Origin of the sequence: Endozoicomonas sp. GU-1 (genome assembly GCF_027366395.1) — a bacterium.
In the GTDB taxonomy this organism is placed as follows: domain Bacteria; phylum Pseudomonadota; class Gammaproteobacteria; order Pseudomonadales; family Endozoicomonadaceae; genus Endozoicomonas.
In genome coordinates, this window is record NZ_CP114771.1 from 4,186,040 (window position 1) to 4,202,443 (window position 16,404).

The following is a 16,404-nucleotide window of genomic DNA, read 5'->3' on the forward strand; positions in this document are numbered from 1 at the left end:
GCTGTGAGATGTGTTTGCACATGAGAAGCTTGCGAGAACCTTGGGATTCACCTTTAAAGAACGGGTGTCATTGGAATACGGGTTATAGAAGGTGTTTTTCACCGACAACGTGTGAATGCATATCACAGCCCTTGCAGGAACTCTTCCATCCAGTCATCGTTGTTGACCAGTTCTGACTCTGTCGCCAATGAATCCAATGTCGCCAATGAATCAAAATCCCATTCCACTATTTCATCAAGCCCAAGTGGGTCTCTTCTCCTTTTCTCGCTGGCTTCATGCCATTCTTTCCGTGTTTCTGAATCCACTGCGTAGCTCATTTTGCAGATAGCAGTGCTTAATTCAACAGAAGTCATTCGGCTTCGGTGGGGTTCCAGCAGTTCAAGTTCTGCATTTCCCAATTCGCGAAAACGATCCAGAGCTTCCATTGCCGCGTCAAAGTCAGATAGCGGCCCTTGAATGCGACGGTTGGAAACGTGGTTCCCTTGAGTTGATGTGCTTGCCCTTGCTGGAAGTCCTTGCTGAGGGATTGATGTTACTGCTGGCGTTTTTGCTGCCTCAATCTGTTCCAACTTTGCAACCACCGCTTTCTTAACGAGGTCTGGAACCATGCCCTCTTTATCATCTTTGATAACCGGGCTGAGTGCCGTGCATAAACGGGCGTTTAGCTGGCCGCTGCTGGCATAGTGTTCAAGAGATGACCAGACCGCAGGCTTTAATGGTTTATGGCAATTGATTAGACTGATAATCAGAGAGGGTGCCACCAGGTGTGGTATTTTTTTAGGCTTGGCTTTCTTGGGCTCTTTGGTTCTCGCTTGCATTTGGGCTAATTTTGCCTCAAGCCTGATCGCATAGGGATCGCGCTTGTCCTGAGGCTGTTTATACCATTGTTCTGTGAACTCGGTTGCCTTGAAAAAGGCGGTTAACTGTTGCAATGTCCAGTTCTTTATAACAAAGCCGGTATCTCTGAGGGTAAACTCTGGATTTTGGAGTACAACCGGATCGCCATCGGCTGGCAAAACGGTTAGTCTTTGATTCTTGAATTGATATTCTGTTTGTTCAAGCTCAATTAACATGGCCGTGATAAAGCGCCACAGGCGTTCCTGGCCCGACATGGCGGGATCACCACTGACCATCACCCCTCTTTTATCATCTGTTGCCACTCGGTTTGAAAAGCAGAGATCCGGTATTTTCCCTTGTTCAGGTAGAGAGTGCTTGGTGAGCAGCATTCCTGCCAGCAACCGTTGCTGAATCGTGACATCAGGAGCGGTTTCAGGGGTAGCCTGATAGTCAAGACAGGCATCCATGAATTGCTGCATTTTGTGTGGTCCAAGCACCCGATGTAACCCCCGCCACTGTGAGACGGTGGGCAAGGTTTTGAATAGCTCATCCATCTTATCCGCGTATTTTGAGCGGTTATCTTCTGATTGTTGCCAGAGAATCTCCAGCATCGTGCGTTTGGATTGCGTGAAGTCAAATTGCTGGCCAAGCTGTTGGCAAAGTGGTTTTAATGCATACCACTGTTCCTGAGTCGGGGCTGGCTTCAGGTTTCTGCACAGTTCAAGGTATTCCTGCCTCTCAGATTCAGGGAGTTGCGTTAGTACAAATTTTGTTAAAGCCAGTGGTGCAGGAATAGATAATGCCTTAGTGAGTACTCCTTTGCAGCGTGGATTTTCACGATATTTTTCCATCCAGAACTGGATACCAGTTCCTCCATGGATAGCCAATATCGGTAGCAATGATTTCAGCGCAGCACGAACAGCCACTCTGTCATTTCGAGAACTCTTGTGGGCAGCCAGATATTGTTGGAATTCGGCAATTTTCATGCGCCATGCTGCGGGCCCAGAGAAGAACAGAGCCAGTGCTTTCATTTGACTCGATTCTAAAAGATCTTCATCACTATTGTCGTCTCCATGTTCAGTGGTACAACCATGCTGATTAAGACATTGGCGCAGTGTTTTCTCATTTTCAGTCAGTTTTTCTCCTGAGGGCAAACCAAAACTGGCAAATATTCGGCAAGAAAGTTTCAGAATATTCTTATTTTCATCCGAGGGTAGCCATTGAACGAACGCTTCCGCCTTCGCTTTGTCGGGCAAACCTTTGCCATTACACATGGAGGAAAAGGCCCGCAGCCGTTCCAGGCTGAATTCGCCGTTCACCTTCCAGCACTCCCACGCCACGCACGCTTCCACCTTCGCTTTGTCGGGCAAGCCTTTGCCATGACACATGGAGGAAAAGGCCCGCAGCAGTTCCAGGCTGAATTCGCCGTTCACCTTCCAGCACTCCCACGCCACGAACGCTTCCACCTTCGCTCTGTCGGGCAAGCCCCTACTGCTCATCATGGAGGAAAAGGCCCGCAGCCGTTCCAGGCTGAATTCGCCGTTCACCTTCCAGCACTCCCACGCTTTGAGCGCTTCCACCTTCGCTTTGTCGGGCAAGCCTTTGCCATGACACATGGCGGAAAAGGCCCGCAGCAGTTCCAGGCTGAATTCGCCGCTCACCTTCCAGCACTCCCACGCTTTGAGCGCTTCCACCTTCGCTTGGTCGGGCAAGCCCCTACTGCTCATCATGGAGGAAAAGGCCCGCAGCAGTTCCAGGCTGAATTCACCGTTCACCTTCCAGCACTCCCACGCTTTGAGCGCTTCCACCTTCGCTTTGTCGGGCAAGCCTTTGCCATGACACATGGAGGAAAAGGCCCGCAGCAGTTCCAGGCTGAATTCGCCGTTCACCTTCCAGCACTCCCACGCTTTGAGCGCTTCCACCTTCGCTTTGTCGGGCAAGCCTTTGCCATGACATATGGAGGAAAAGGCCCGCAGCAGTTCCAGGCTGAATTCGCCGTTCACCTTCCAGCACTGCCACGCCACGAACGCTTCCACCTTCGCTTTGTCGGGCAAGCCTTTGCCATTACATATGGAGGAAAAGGCCCGCAGCAGTTCCAGGCTGAATTCGCCGTTCACCTTCCAGCACTCCCACGCCACGAAGGCTTCCACCTTCGCTTTGTCGGGCAAGCCTTTGCCATTACATATGGAGGAAAAGGCCCGCAGCAGTTCCAGGCTGAATTCGCCGTTCACCTTCCAGCACTCCCACGCCACGAACGCTTCCACCTTCGCTTTGTCGGGCAAGCCTTTGCCATTACACATGGAGGAAAAGGCCCGCAGCAGTTCCAGGCTGAATTCGCCGTTCACCTTCCAGCACTCCCACGCTTTGAGCGCTTCCACCTTCGCTTTGTCGGGCAAGCCTTTGCCATTACACATGGAGGAAAAGGCCCGCAGCAGTTCCAGGCTGAATTTGCCGTTCACCTTCCAGCACTCCCACGCCACGAACGCTTCCACCTTCGCTTTGTCGGGCAAGCCCCTACTGCTCATCATGGAGGAAAAGGCCCGCAGCAGTTCCAGGCTGAATTCGCCGTTCACCTTCCAGCACTCCCACGCCACGAACGCTTCCACCTTCGCTTTGTCGGGCAAGCCCCTACTGCTCATCATGGAGGAAAAGGCCCGCAGCAGTTCCAGGCTGAATTCGCCGTTCACCTTCCAGCACTCCCACGCCACGAAGGCTTCCACCTTCGCTTTGTCGGGCAAGCCTTTGCCATTACACATGGAGGCAATCTGTTTCAAGCATGGGTTAGCAGCAACCGCCTGAATGTTTTCCTCGCTTTCTTCTGCAAACTTTTTTATCTGAGTCTTCGACTTGAGCATGCTGGTAAGGCAGCTGGTATTTGTAATCTGCTGGGGATTTACAGCTAAAAAGAACGTGTTGGCCTTGGCAAAATAGCCTTTGAAAGTCTGAGAATCTTTAACAATGCTGAAGTTTTTTAACTTGGAAAAGAGGGAATGTGCGGGCGGCTTTCCCCTGTCTCGCGCTAACTGGATTTTCCTGTCTTTGAGGTTTTTCAGAAGAGTCCCGGCATTTGTTAATATTGCTTGAATTTCTTGATTATTTAAATGTGTTCGCAGTTCATTTTGCTGGCTTACAGAAAATTCTGAAATTGATGTTCCACTGTTAATTTCTGTAGTGAGCGGTACATCCTTCATTGGTTCAGGCATGACCTGCACCATCGCTGAGGTATGTTCATTGCCAGTTAATAGCCTGTTGTCGCTGACTGTTGGCAGGTTTCTTGATAGGAAACTGATCACTCCCGGAAGCCTGGAAGCTGCGTCAGCAGGCATGGCCGGTTCGGTCTCCATTGGCTCCGGATTAGCAGGTAGCGAAGTTGCAGAACAGACAATACGCCTGCTGTTGTCAGTAACACGCCTGCGCTTTATGGGTGGGATGGACCCGGATTCAGATTGCAGTTGATGCGGTGGAAATGTTCCAGTGCCCGTTGTTGTCTGTTCCACCTGGTAACCTGACATGGATCGCTTTCTTTCTTGTTTTCGGCTGTTTGCTGGCCGGTGCCTTCCTGTTTCAGTGGCTGTTAACGGGGATGCCGTGTCTGCGGTTACTGAGGAGGAAGGTGACTGCATGGTTTCTTCGGAGATTACCTGTTTCCAGTTGGAGAATCGTCTGGGGATGACAACAATAGAACTGACCAGGTCAGCCCGGTAAAGTTCCAGGCAGCCGGTATCAAACAAGGCTGACCTGTTTTGTCAGGCACACTGGCTGTGAGATTTGCACATGAGAAGCCTGCGAGAACCTTGGGGTTCACCTTTAAAGAACGGGTGTCATCCTCTGGAATACGGGTTTTAGAAGGTTTTTTCACCGGCAACGTGTGAATGCATATCACAGCCCTTGCAGGAACTCTTCCATCCAGTCATCGTTGTTGACCAGTTTTGACTCTGTCGCCAATGAATCCAATGTCGCCAATGAATCCAAATCCCATGCCACTATTTCATCAAGTCCAAGCGGGTCTCTTCTCCTTTTCTCGCTCGCTTCATGCCATTCTTTCCGTGTTTCTGAATCCACTGCGTAGCTCATTTTGCAGATAGCAGTGCTTAATTCAACAGAAGTCATTCGGCTTCGGTGGGGTTCCAGCAGTTCAAGCTCTGCATGTCCCAGTTCGTGCTGTCAACGCTTTGTATCAAATCTGGCAGGAAAATTGAACGATATTGCAAAAATATTGTCTAAATACCCATGATATTAAGTTCAATATGAATCGAATCGATAAATATTATTCTAATGAAGGGAGTAGCCATGGATGCTCATCTGCAGTACCCGACAGGGATAAATCATTTACAGCTTCCTGTTAAATCGTCAGTTGCTCATGCCTACAGTGTTGAGTCATCCTGTCAAGGAAGGCAAGTCAGTCAATATCAAGGGGAATTACCACGCCTTAAAGAAGATAAACCAGGTTCAGGCACCAGTACATGGTCTTCTATTAAAAGCCTTCCACGCAATATTTCAATATTCTGTCGGGCAGTGGGAAAAGTATCATTGGTTGCTTATTATTTTGTCAAACACCATCTGTTCAGGGTTCAGTTTACCAGTCAGCATTTGCAGAGTTATTTACAAAGGCTGGGTTCGGCTTATCCAAAAGTGCTACAGGCTGTGGTTGAAAATCCAAGGCTATTAAAAGAACTGGGAAAAGAGTTGGGCAAAGAATGGGAACGTAAACAAATTTCTGCTGTAATTCAGCATGTTTTGGCTAACAATCCTGAAATACCTGTTACCGTTCCGAGATCAATCCTGGATAAAGCCGGATGTAAAGCTTATTCAGTGGAACGCCATATTGAAACAGGAACGATACGCTCCTGCTTTGAAATTAAAAAAGATGAAGAATCGCTGGTGGCCAAAGTGGTTCCGGACTGGAAAGCCAATGATTTGGCAGCAGGGTTAAAATCCATAAGAATGCTGCTATTTTTCATGCCAAAAGAAATTAGAATGGCCATCCGGGAAATGACCAATCCATTGATCCGGCAGTGCAATCTTAAAGAAGAGAAAAAGAACCAGGCTGCATTCAAAGAAGCATTGGAACAAACGGAACAAACCGTAAGGCTTGATACTCTCTTGCCACAGGCAACCCAATTAACCTTCAGGGTGCCAAAGATAACCGAAGCAGTTGACGCTGATAACCTCCTGATCATGGAACACCTTCAGGACGGGCACGCGTTGAATACATTGACCAACCCGCAAAACCAGCGACTGCGGTCAGACGTCTACCAACGGTGTTTTGGTGTACATCTGGTTGAGGATGATCTTTTCAAGTCTGTACTGGATAAAGTTCATTTTCAGGTCCAGAAAAAGTGGTGTGAGCTTGCCTTAGGGCATGGCATTGTTCATGGTGACTGTCACCCGGGCAATATCATGTTAAGTTTCAAGCCCGGTGGCCACATATATGTCTGGTTTAACGACTTCGGCCATTGCATCACGCTCACAGAAGCGCAGCGGACTCAGTACCCTGACATTGTTCACCTGCTGAGTAGCCTGGCTGATCCATTCACACCTGAAGCAATGGATCATACCAGGTTAGATCGACTGGTAGACACTTTATGGGATGAGGTTGCCATTAGTCACAGGGCTAATACTCCCGCTCACAAGTTGAAATTCAAAAACAGGTTAAGTGAAGAGTTTACTAAAATCAGGGATCTGGACTTAGTCCTGAATCGATTAGCAGATCACGCATCCTTCTCACCTGAACAGAAGGCACAATTAAGGGCAGACTGTGAGACCACCTGCTTTCAGAGAGAAATGAAAGTTATCTGGCTCTCTATTATTTCGGCTTGCCTGGGTGCGGTCTGTCAACTGGAAGGTATTCAACTACCTTCATCTTTCACCCGCTATATTAGCGCTTATTTCAGGGCAGACGTTATCCTGGATTAACGGGATTGCTGGGTATCAGAAGGAGGCTGTTAGTCCCCATCTGGATTCTCAGACATTATCAATATGGAACATTTTTGCCGGTTAGTTGTCCAATCAAAGTATATTCCTCTGAATGAAATATTAATGGTGATCTAGCATGAAAAGCTCAGCTTCGGTTGGTGAATTCCCCCCTTTCCACCCTCTCCTTATTGCGTTGGGGACACAAAGGATTCTGATAGCACGCAAGCTGTTAGTTTAGCTAAAATTATGATGCGATATTGCTCAAACTCCAAGGGCGAACTCAATAAAGACAGGTTATCCGGTCTTCTGGGCAAGACAGTCAAGTATATTGCTGAGAATGCCGGAGTGGAGCTGCCATCAATTGTCAGTGGTGGTGCGGAACAAAACTCAGCCAGCAATAACCTGACAAATCCTGACCGTTGGGAATGGAATAATTGGGAGAGTAGGTTATTCAGTACGGAAGGATTTGGCTTGAATGTATTGTTGCATGTCCGTTATCGCAAACTCATTTTTGACACACTTAGTACCTATATAGGGGCTGATGAAGATAAAATTCGTGCTCTTTTTCAGCACCCACTATTTGAAGAATCATTGCGGGCAGGGGATCTCAAAACAGATATAACATCTCTCGACTTCAGGGGCATTCTTCAGAAACACCAAGGTGCTTCAACTTCAAAAATATTAGGTGAACTGTTTACTATCTGCGCAGGTGGGCCCAAAACGTTTCATCAACTTAAGCCCACAGGGTTGATCAAATCAGCCATTGCATTGGGCTATCTGCCGGAAGAAGGCATTAAAAAGATTTTTAACTTGACAGCGGAGACATAAATATATGTTTAGCGGTCCGCTGAGAATATTCACAGCCTGAGCATATTCGTCTGAATCAAATACCCGGGGACTTCTGATATGCATCCTTCAGCTTCAGCTGAAAAATCACCTCTTTTGCCATCCTCAGTTGATCGTGCAGAAAGTACACATAATCCTGATAGCCGTGCAGTTGTTGCAAAGGGTACAAATCCTGACAGCAGTGCAGCTGTTGTATTCGGACAAAGTATTATCCGGTATTGCAGTGACGGTAAGCTCAATCCCAATGGTGAGTTCAATCTTAATGAAGAAAAATTATCCCTCCTTCTGGACAGGGTGATCAATTATATTCAGGATCAAACCGGAGTGTTGCCATCGGTTGTCAGTAGTACAGCGGCAAATAAACCAGCCAGCAATAACCCGACAGATCCTGACCGTTGGGACTTGAATCGGTGGGAGAGTGGCCTTGGCATTAAAGATATGCCTCACAGACATCGTGGGGTTATTTGTTTAATACTGGGTGCCAATATAGGCCGTGATGAAGGTAAAATTCTTGCTCTTTTCCGGCACCCAATATTTGAGGACTCATTACGGAATGCAAAGATCCCCATAAATACATTAGAGTCTCTCCATGTCAGGAGCTTTATTCAATTAAAGGAATGCTCCTCAATATTCGCTAAACTGCTCGATTTTTACGGGGATCAAGGCGATATTAAGCCCGCAGGGATCATCAAATCAGCCATTGCATTGGGTTATCTGCCGATAGAGCACATTGAACGGCTTGTTCAAGCTGCTCGCAGGTAAAAATATGAAAAGCGAACGCCAGAGAATATTCACATCTTGGTTAACTACTTATATTCCCGGGCTTGAAGCTGATCATCAACTGGTCATTGACAGCACTTTAGTGACCAGCTTGCCAATACCTGCGGCAGCTTCACTGATATTTTGTGCCAACATATAAGCTGGAGTGGTTACCAGTTTATGGGTCTCATCAATGACGATTTCATCAACTGCACAGGGCTGGTGAGTCACTCCGGTTTGCTCCATTGCCTCGGCAGTTGCTGCATCATTACCAATGGTTGCCCTAACGCCTTCGGCAAAAATACGACCAGCCATTGCCGGAGCAATGCAGATCAGGCCAATTGGCTTACCGGCTTCCGAGAACGCCTTAACGGCAACCATCATATCAACCTGCACACGCAGCTCAGCGCCTTTAAACGCAAAATCCGACAGGTTTTTCGCTGCCCCAAAGCCACCCGGAACAACCAGGGCATCAAAGTCAGCGACTTTCAAAGCTGCCAGGGGTTCGATATCCCCTCGGGCTATTCTGGCGGCCTCCACCAGAACATTTCGCTGTTCCTGGCTTTCTTCCCCGGTCAAATGGTTAATGACGTGGTGTTGATTAATATCAGGAGCAAAGCATTTATAGGCTGCTCCCTGCTGTTCAATACTCAGTAGCGTTAATACTGATTCATGAATTTCAGCACCATCGTAGACACCACACCCGGAGAGAATGACGGCGACTTTCTTCTGATGATTTGAACTCATTAGTGTATTCTCCTATCAATATATTCATTTACACATCGCACAGAAGATCTCCTGAGAAAAAGGACAACTTTCTATCAGAGCCTCATTGCAAGTCTCGACTGTTCTATAAAGTAGCTCTTATCTCAGCTCAACAATAAATCATTTTAGAGTCAATAGATGGGGGTGTCCCAGGAGGCTGATCGAGAATAGACTGCCCTGTGCGGTAACTGCTCCTGCATTCACATGGTCGTGCAGAGAATTAAACAAAAAAATCCGTTTTGTGCGACAAATAGAACCTATATTCACCTCACAAAACGGAATCTTTACCCTCAATTTTTTGTCCCCCCTTCCTCAGGAGACACCCGGATGGATGATTTTACCGGGCAACCTTCTGGAAGAGGGTCTTCAGGATGGGCACTATTTTTTCAGTTGCCCTCATCGACTTCCATTGCCTCTTCACCCGTCAGGTTGGCAGGACTCAGTGCCTTGTCCATCAACATGATTGACCAGGCCTGGCCGGTGGCTCCTCCACCATAAACGACTATCTCCTTCTTCTCCCCGGATTCCCCGGATTTCACGGATTCATACGTGTTATACCATTCATGTAATCCATTGCGACGTTCACCTGCCTCGTGCAACTCCAACAACAGCTCTTTAACCTCTGGAGTACTCTCCATGTGATTGGTCAGAGCATCAATTATCCGGTATTCGATCTGCGGCCATACCAGAAAACCTTTGCTATTAATCAGCATGTCTTTTTCGTGACCGTTAGCCATATTGATGGGAGAAAACACCTTCAGGCCAGCTTTCGTCAGTTGTGATCTGATCAGTTTTACCACCGCCGGGTGATCTTCCGGTTGAATCAGCCCGTTTTCAATAGCCAGTGCCAGCCCCTGCAGGTTGACTTCCTTACCCTCCAGAAAATCCTTGTTGGCATTAACCAGTGGGGAGATATATTCCATGGGTTTGTTCATGGACTCGCGGCCGGTGGGATTATCCGAATGGACAAAGTCCCTCGGGTCAAATTTGCCGTCCTGGTTATAGAGGAAGGTTTCTTTAATCAACTGTTTGAACTTCGCCAGTTCATCGCTGACGGCCTGCGGATTATCATCAAGCAAGGCGGAAATAAAGCCGGAAACGGGTGTTGTCCCGGGTGGGAAATGTTTACTCAGTTCGATCTTGAGCTGGGGGCCGATCTCTTCCAGATGATGGGCCAGTCCGGTGAAGCCCTGATAGAGAAAACAGGCATTACTGCACAGCAGTTTCTGATACATCCAGGTGTCGAGCATATCACGGTTATCGCCACCCTGAGGCAAGCCATTGGCCGGGTCCAGTACTTTTTTATCAAGGTAAGCCATGGCATGGGCAAGGTTGGGAACCAGTTTCCGGACGTCGTCCTTTTGCTCCTGAGTGCCGGCAAGTTCCAGCAGTTTGGTCATGGAGCGAATAAAGTGAATTTCACTGTCGGTGGTGCCCGGTGTTAATGTGCCGAGGGTATCGGTCAGTAAGCCCCTTAAGGTATGGGTCGGATTGGGTACACCCGGGTCACCCGTCTCTTTCGCCATTAGGTAGTTAGCATAAAGCTGGTTGAGTATGGTCTTCAGTTCTTCCGGTGCGATGGTTTTCAGGGACTCCGAATCCAGAGTGGGCAGGGTGATCTCGGGGAATTTTTCTTTCATATAGTCACGCAGCTTGTAGTACCAGCCATTCCCGGTGTCTCCCCCCAGCACCCGCTGATAGACAAATTCGCTCAAATACGGGTCTGGAATCACTACCTGAGGAATCAGTCCACTGTCGAACTGCTTGCTGGCAATGGATGCCAGAGAGTCCGTCAGCTTTTTGTGGGCCTCAGGGCGGGTGACGTCTTGTTTGCTCAGGGTATAGGCCATAATACCAAAATCACGCATCCATACTGTTTGCCCATAGCGATCCCCAAGGGATGCAGGCAGCCCCCGACTGATCAGGGATTGCTTCAGGGTCTGGACGAGTCGCAGTTTATCTTCACCGCTCTGCTTACTGATGAAATCGTTCACGGCGTTCTTGACTGCCTGAGACAGTCCCTGCTTACGGGTCAGGCGATCATCGGTATATATCCGCCAGTAGTCCCTGACGCCTTGGTTTTTCAATTCCTCTATCACCCTCTGGCGCAGGCCTGCAACCTGTGGCTCCGGCACCGCGTCTTTTGCGTCACAACCATCTCTGTGACCAAATATCATCAAGTTGAAAGCTTCTTTCTGTTTTGCATTGAGGGTGTGATAATGGGATTTGAAATCGTAAACATCTGCATCCGGACCCAATTCTTTGCGGATCTCGTCCGTCATCATGCTAATGCGCTCTTGATTGACCCGAACAGGGACCTCTTCGGACTCTCCGTAGTAAGATTTGCCGTCGATTTCAATGCAAGCGCCGACAACGTCGACAAGTCCGTCAGGTTTGACCCGCAGGCCATTTTCAAAACTGATATAGACTCTGGGCAATACCGCCTCGATAGAAGCATCCTGAAACAGATTTCGCTCGGCCATCATTTCCTTGACCACATCAATTCTGCTGGTGGCACCAAATTTGATGTCGTCGCCTACCGGCTGGGTAGGTGTTAGCAGATTTTCTATTGGAGGTTTGATGCGTACAGTTCTCTGATTCGAACCGAAGAAACTTGTCAGAACGTCATCACCGGTATCCACTTTTTCCTGGTTTTTCGTGGTGTGCACCAACAAGTATTGGTCTTTACCATCAAGCAAATCTTGGGTTGTATTACCAAACAAGCCCAAAGTTTCGATACTCATAATTACTATCCTCTCGATACGTTGTGAAAAGTTTTATGGACGTACCGACAACTCTGACAAGTAGAAAAATGATTTGTTCCCATTACCAGTGAAGAAATAGAAGTACGTAAATACCAGTTGTAATTAATTATTGGTACATCGTCTGGTAAAATTTTTGGCCGGAGATGTTCTGGTCAGCACTCCGGTGGCAACAGGTACTGACTTTTCAGTTCAGGAATTTTTCGGGTTGCCGACTGTGAAATTTCTGAATCACGGCAACTTTTTTATTGATAAAAACCGACAACAGTTGTCACTGATGTCAAGACAAATGGAGTGAAAACAGCGGCGGTGCTATGATAAGCGCTGATCCTTACGGACCTACCCTTCAGGTCAAGTTGATCAGGCAGATCAAAGCCACAAACAACCACGGTAAGCCACTTTATCCATGCAACTTTTTTCACAACTTAAACAAATCCTGCAAACCCTATGATGCCAGGTACCGGAATGTACAGTTTTACAACAGCAATGGCTGTCCTGGTGCTTGGAGGCACACTTATTTTCTGGCTCATGCGTAACAGAAATCGGTCAAAACGCCACCGGCCCACATTTGATGTAACGGGCGACCCGCAGAAAACCGTTATCCCCCGGGATAAACATCCGGTTTCCCGTCGCTACATCAACGACAATGCGCTCAAAGTGATTAACCGGTTAACCAGCCAGGGCTATGAAGCTTATCTGGTGGGGGGGTGTATCCGCGATCTGTATCTTGATCTTCACCCCAAGGACTTTGATGTCGCGACCAATGCCAGTCCTGAAGACGTCCGCAGGCTGTTTCGTAATTCCAGACTGATTGGCCGACGTTTCAAACTGGTTCATGTGCTGTTCGGTCGTGAAATGATTGAGGTAGCCACTTTCCGTGCCAACCATGAACAGCACCATGGTCAGGAAAAGTCCCGCCACTCGGAATCCGGAAGAATTCTTCGGGATAACGTTTATGGCACCATGGAAGACGATGCCATGCGCCGGGACTTTACCGTTAATGCCCTTTACTACGATGGTCGTGACTTCAGTGTGGTGGATTTCTGCAACGGGGTTGACGACATTCGCACCGGTACCCTGCGACTGATTGGTGACCCGGTTACCCGTTACCATGAAGACCCGGTTCGCATGCTCAGGGCCATTCGCTTTGCGGCCAAACTCAACTTCACAATGGCACCGGAAACCGAGCAACCCATTCGGGATCTTGGGCAGTTGTTGCACGATATTCCAGCTGCACGATTGTTTGATGAGGTTCTGAAGCTGCTGCAGTCCGGTCAGGGTGTACGTACGTTTGAATTACTGCAGGAATACCAGTTGTTTGGTCCACTGTTTCCAGCAACAGCGCATTGCTTGCACGAACAGGACAGACTTGCCGGTCACCTGATTATTGAAGCCTTGAAAAGTACCGACAAACGCGTCAGACAGAATCGTCCTGTGACACCAGCGTTCCTGTTCGCCGCACTTTTATGGGCACCCATGAGGCGAATGGCCAGAGAGCTTATGGACCAGGGTATTCCGCCTGTTCCGGCATTCCAGCAGGCTTCCATGACGGTGATCACGAACCAGTGTCATCACACCGCGATTCCCCGCCGGTTCTCGATGATGGTTCGTGATATCTGGGATCTGCAGATTCGACTGGAACGCAGACAACCGAAACTGATTGAAACCTTGCTGGAGCACCCCAAATTTCGTGCGGCCTATGACTTCCTGGTACTCCGGGAGCAAGCCGGTGAAAACCTGTCGGCGGCCGGTCAATGGTGGACAGAAATACAGGAACTGGATGAACATGGCCGTCATGCCATGATCCGGTCGCTTACCAGCCATGGCGGGCAGAAAAAGCAGGGCACTAAACGCAGACGGCGCAGGCGCAAGCCTCGCAGTGGTGATGCCTCGTCAGCACATCAGTCTGGAGAGTCCTGATGGCAGAAACCGCTTATGTGGCACTGGGTAGTAACCTTGAGCAACCAGACCTGCAGTTGCAGCGTGCTGTGGATGACATTGACAGTATGCCTCAAATAACGGTTGCCGCCTGTTCCAGGCTCTACCGGAGTGACCCGGTTGGCCCCCCCGGCCAGCCCGATTACTGCAATGCGGTGGTGGCTGTGAATACCACATTGGCACCGCTCAGGCTGCTGGATGCCCTGCAGTCGATAGAAAACGCCCATGGTCGTGTGCGCTCGGTACGCTGGGGACCGAGGACTCTGGATCTGGATATCATTCTGTTTGGCAACCGGTGTATTGAGTCAGAACGACTGACCGTTCCTCACTATCAGATGCGGGTTCGCAATTTTGTGCTGTGCCCGCTGCTGGATGTTGCACCGGATCTTGAACTTCCGGATGGTACTCTATTGCAGGTAATGGTGGATGAACTAGGGTACCAGGGGCTGAATGTTATTGCTGACCGTTATCCATGGTTTTAACCGTCTGGCTTTGCAAACCCGCACTCTGGAAACAGGGCGGCCTGACCGTTGCGCCAAGCCCTTAACTGACAAGCATTCACACTTCTCGTATAATCCGCGACAGCAATTAATCAAGGTCTTTACCCATGGCTAAAGTCACCCTAAGTATCCTGTCCGAGATGAAAAAAACGGGTGAGAAATTCACCTGCCTGACGGCCTACGATTCCACCCAGGCTCACCTGGCCAGCAGTCAGGGCGTGGCAGTGATACTGGTTGGTGACTCCCTTGGCAATGTCTGTCAGGGACAAACCAGTACGGTTCCTGTTACTGTGGACGACATGTGTTATCACACCCGCTGTGTCAGTAACAAAGCGGGCGACTCCCTGTTAATGGCCGACCTGCCGTTCGCTTCCTACACCAATGAGCAACAGGCGCTGACCAACGCAACCCGTCTTATGCAGGCGGGTGCTGAAATGGTCAAGCTGGAAGGTGAAGCCTGGCTGGCACCTATTGTTACCCGCCTGCGTGAGCAGGGTATCCCTTCCTGCGTCCACCTTGGTCTGACACCACAGTCAGTGCATGTTCTGGGTGGCTACAAAGTTCAGGGTCGGGATGAAGCCCGTGCCAACGCCATGATTGCAGCCGCCATCGGGTTGGAAAAGGCCGGTGCCGCCATTCTGGTGCTGGAGTGCGTACCTTCGGCGCTGGCCCGGGAAATCACCCGTGCCGTTCAGATTCCGGTGATTGGTATTGGTGCCGGTGCTGACACGGACGGCCAGGTTCTGGTGATATACGACATGCTGAATATGACCGCCGGACGCAAACCCAAATTCGTAAAAAACTTTATGGCTGAAGGTGGTTCTGCCCAGGATGCTGTTGCTGCCTACGTCAAAGAAGTCAAGAACGGCACATTCCCGGGTCCGGAACACGGATTCGACTAAACGGAAAGTATCCATCATGCAAACTGTACACTCTATTGCTGAAGTTCAGGATATCGTTGGCACCCGTAAATCGGCTGGCCTGCGCATTGGCTTTGTACCGACCATGGGTAACCTGCACGGTGGGCACCTGACCCTGGTGGAAAAAGCCAAAGAAAGCTGCGACTTTGTGGTGGTGAGTATCTATGTAAACCCCTTGCAGTTTGGCCCCAACGAGGACTATGACTCCTATCCACGCACCATGGAGCAGGACCAGCAGCTGCTGATGGATCACGGTGTTGATTTGCTCTATGCCGCCAGCACCCATGAAATCTATCCGGAAGGCAGCGAAAACCATACCCATGTGAGTGTCGATGTGCTGGACGGTATGCACTGCGGAAATACCCGGCCCGGTTTCTTCCGGGGCATTGCCACGGTGGTCACCAAGCTGTTCAACATTGTGCGCCCGGATATCGCGGTATTTGGCGAGAAAGATTTCCAGCAGCTGACCATCATTCGCAAAATGGTGCAGGATATGGTGATGCCAGTTGAGATTCTCGGTGCCTCAATCGCCCGGGAGCCAACCGGCCTGGCCATGAGTTCACGCAATGGCTACCTGACCCCACAAGAGCGCGGAGAGATAGCACCTGCTCTTTATCGCTGCCTGACACAAGCCAGAGACGCGATTCAGGCGGGCGAAACCGACTTTGACCTGCTGCGCAGAAATGCGTTTGCCCACATGGCCCAGGCCGGGTTCAAGCCGGATTACTTTAATATCTGCAATCCACAAACCCTGCTGCCCGCTACCCATAATGAGCAGTCACTGGTTATTCTTGCTGCTGGTTATTTAGGCAAAGCCCGATTGATTGATAATATTTACTTCAATCGATCATCTTAAGGTAGATATCAAACTACACTTCTGTCTTTTATCATTCCAGAAGACGACCAAACACTATGGCCAGGCTTTGAACCCCTCTACCGTCTCCAATCACAGAAACGATGGAGTACCAGGCATGACCTTTTCTGGCCCGGGTTCTGTCACATTTGCCGCACCAACAGCGCTAAGGAGCTGTCTGGAAATAACTTCCCTATTTTCGTTGCCTGACTCCGTTCGGACTGAGCTTGTCGAAGTTCGGTGGCACGACCCTTCGATACTTCGACAAGCTCAGCACTCAGGGTGAACGGAAATCGGGAACTTATTAA

General features: G+C 49.3%; 11 protein-coding genes and 1 pseudogene. 8 read left to right on the plus strand and 4 right to left on the minus strand.

Annotated features, from left to right (window positions below):
* Window positions 1-122: 122 nt before the first annotated feature.
* Window positions 123-4,568 carry a hypothetical protein gene (locus O3276_RS17445; protein ID WP_269672480.1) on the minus strand — a complete coding sequence of 1,482 codons (4,446 nt, stop codon included), beginning with the start codon at window positions 4,566-4,568 and terminating at the stop codon, window positions 123-125.
* 39 nt (window positions 4,569-4,607) lie between these two features.
* Here O3276_RS17445 and O3276_RS25850 point away from each other — a divergent pair.
* A pseudogene (locus O3276_RS25850) lies at window positions 4,608-4,720 on the plus strand (IS1595-like element ISEnu2 family transposase); the annotation flags it as partial.
* Here the strand turns inward: O3276_RS25850 and O3276_RS17450 are convergent.
* Window positions 4,717-4,947 carry a hypothetical protein gene (locus tag O3276_RS17450; protein WP_269672481.1) on the minus strand — a complete coding sequence of 77 codons (231 nt, stop codon included), beginning with the start codon at window positions 4,945-4,947 and terminating at the stop codon, window positions 4,717-4,719. The pseudogene O3276_RS25850 and the gene O3276_RS17450 overlap by 4 nt on opposite strands.
* Window positions 4,948-5,127: 180 nt before the next feature.
* Here O3276_RS17450 and O3276_RS17455 point away from each other — a divergent pair, with 180 nt between their 5' ends.
* The 3 genes from O3276_RS17455 (at window position 5,128) to O3276_RS17465 (ending at window position 8,361) form a co-directional block, all read left to right on the plus strand.
* Window positions 5,128-6,753 carry an AarF/UbiB family protein gene (locus tag O3276_RS17455; protein ID WP_269672482.1) on the plus strand — a complete coding sequence of 542 codons (1,626 nt, stop codon included), beginning with the start codon at window positions 5,128-5,130 and terminating at the stop codon, window positions 6,751-6,753.
* Between the two features lie 345 nt (window positions 6,754-7,098).
* Window positions 7,099-7,581: a hypothetical protein gene (locus O3276_RS17460; RefSeq protein ID WP_269672483.1), complete on the plus strand. Its 483-nt coding sequence runs from the start codon at window positions 7,099-7,101 to the stop codon at window positions 7,579-7,581.
* A 78-nt stretch (window positions 7,582-7,659) separates the two neighbouring features.
* Window positions 7,660-8,361, plus strand: a complete 702-nt coding sequence (locus tag O3276_RS17465; protein WP_269672484.1) for a hypothetical protein — start codon at window positions 7,660-7,662, stop codon at window positions 8,359-8,361.
* Window positions 8,362-8,436: 75 nt separating this feature from the next.
* Here the strand turns inward: O3276_RS17465 and elbB are convergent, their stop codons facing one another.
* Complete coding sequence (gene elbB / locus O3276_RS17470; protein WP_269672485.1) at window positions 8,437-9,105, minus strand: isoprenoid biosynthesis glyoxalase ElbB; 669 nt, start codon at window positions 9,103-9,105, stop codon at window positions 8,437-8,439.
* A 404-nt stretch (window positions 9,106-9,509) separates the two neighbouring features.
* Complete coding sequence (locus tag O3276_RS17475) at window positions 9,510-11,867, minus strand: hypothetical protein (RefSeq protein WP_269672486.1); 2,358 nt, start codon at window positions 11,865-11,867, stop codon at window positions 9,510-9,512.
* A gap of 483 nt (window positions 11,868-12,350) precedes the next feature.
* Between O3276_RS17475 and pcnB the strand changes: the two genes are divergently transcribed.
* The 4 genes from pcnB (at window position 12,351) to panC (ending at window position 16,099) form a co-directional block, all read left to right on the plus strand.
* Window positions 12,351-13,805, plus strand: coding sequence for a polynucleotide adenylyltransferase PcnB (gene pcnB / locus O3276_RS17480; protein ID WP_269672487.1), 1,455 nt, complete (start codon window positions 12,351-12,353; stop codon window positions 13,803-13,805).
* Complete coding sequence (gene folK, locus O3276_RS17485) at window positions 13,805-14,305, plus strand: 2-amino-4-hydroxy-6-hydroxymethyldihydropteridine diphosphokinase (protein WP_269672488.1); 501 nt, start codon at window positions 13,805-13,807, stop codon at window positions 14,303-14,305. Before pcnB ends, folK begins: the two co-directional genes overlap by 1 nt.
* Before the next feature lie 125 nt (window positions 14,306-14,430).
* Window positions 14,431-15,225 carry a 3-methyl-2-oxobutanoate hydroxymethyltransferase gene (panB, locus tag O3276_RS17490; RefSeq protein ID WP_269672489.1) on the plus strand — a complete coding sequence of 265 codons (795 nt, stop codon included), beginning with the start codon at window positions 14,431-14,433 and terminating at the stop codon, window positions 15,223-15,225.
* Between the two features lie 16 nt (window positions 15,226-15,241).
* Window positions 15,242-16,099, plus strand: coding sequence for a pantoate--beta-alanine ligase (gene panC, locus O3276_RS17495; RefSeq protein ID WP_269672490.1), 858 nt, complete (start codon window positions 15,242-15,244; stop codon window positions 16,097-16,099).
* The last annotated feature ends 305 nt before the right edge of the window (window positions 16,100-16,404 follow it).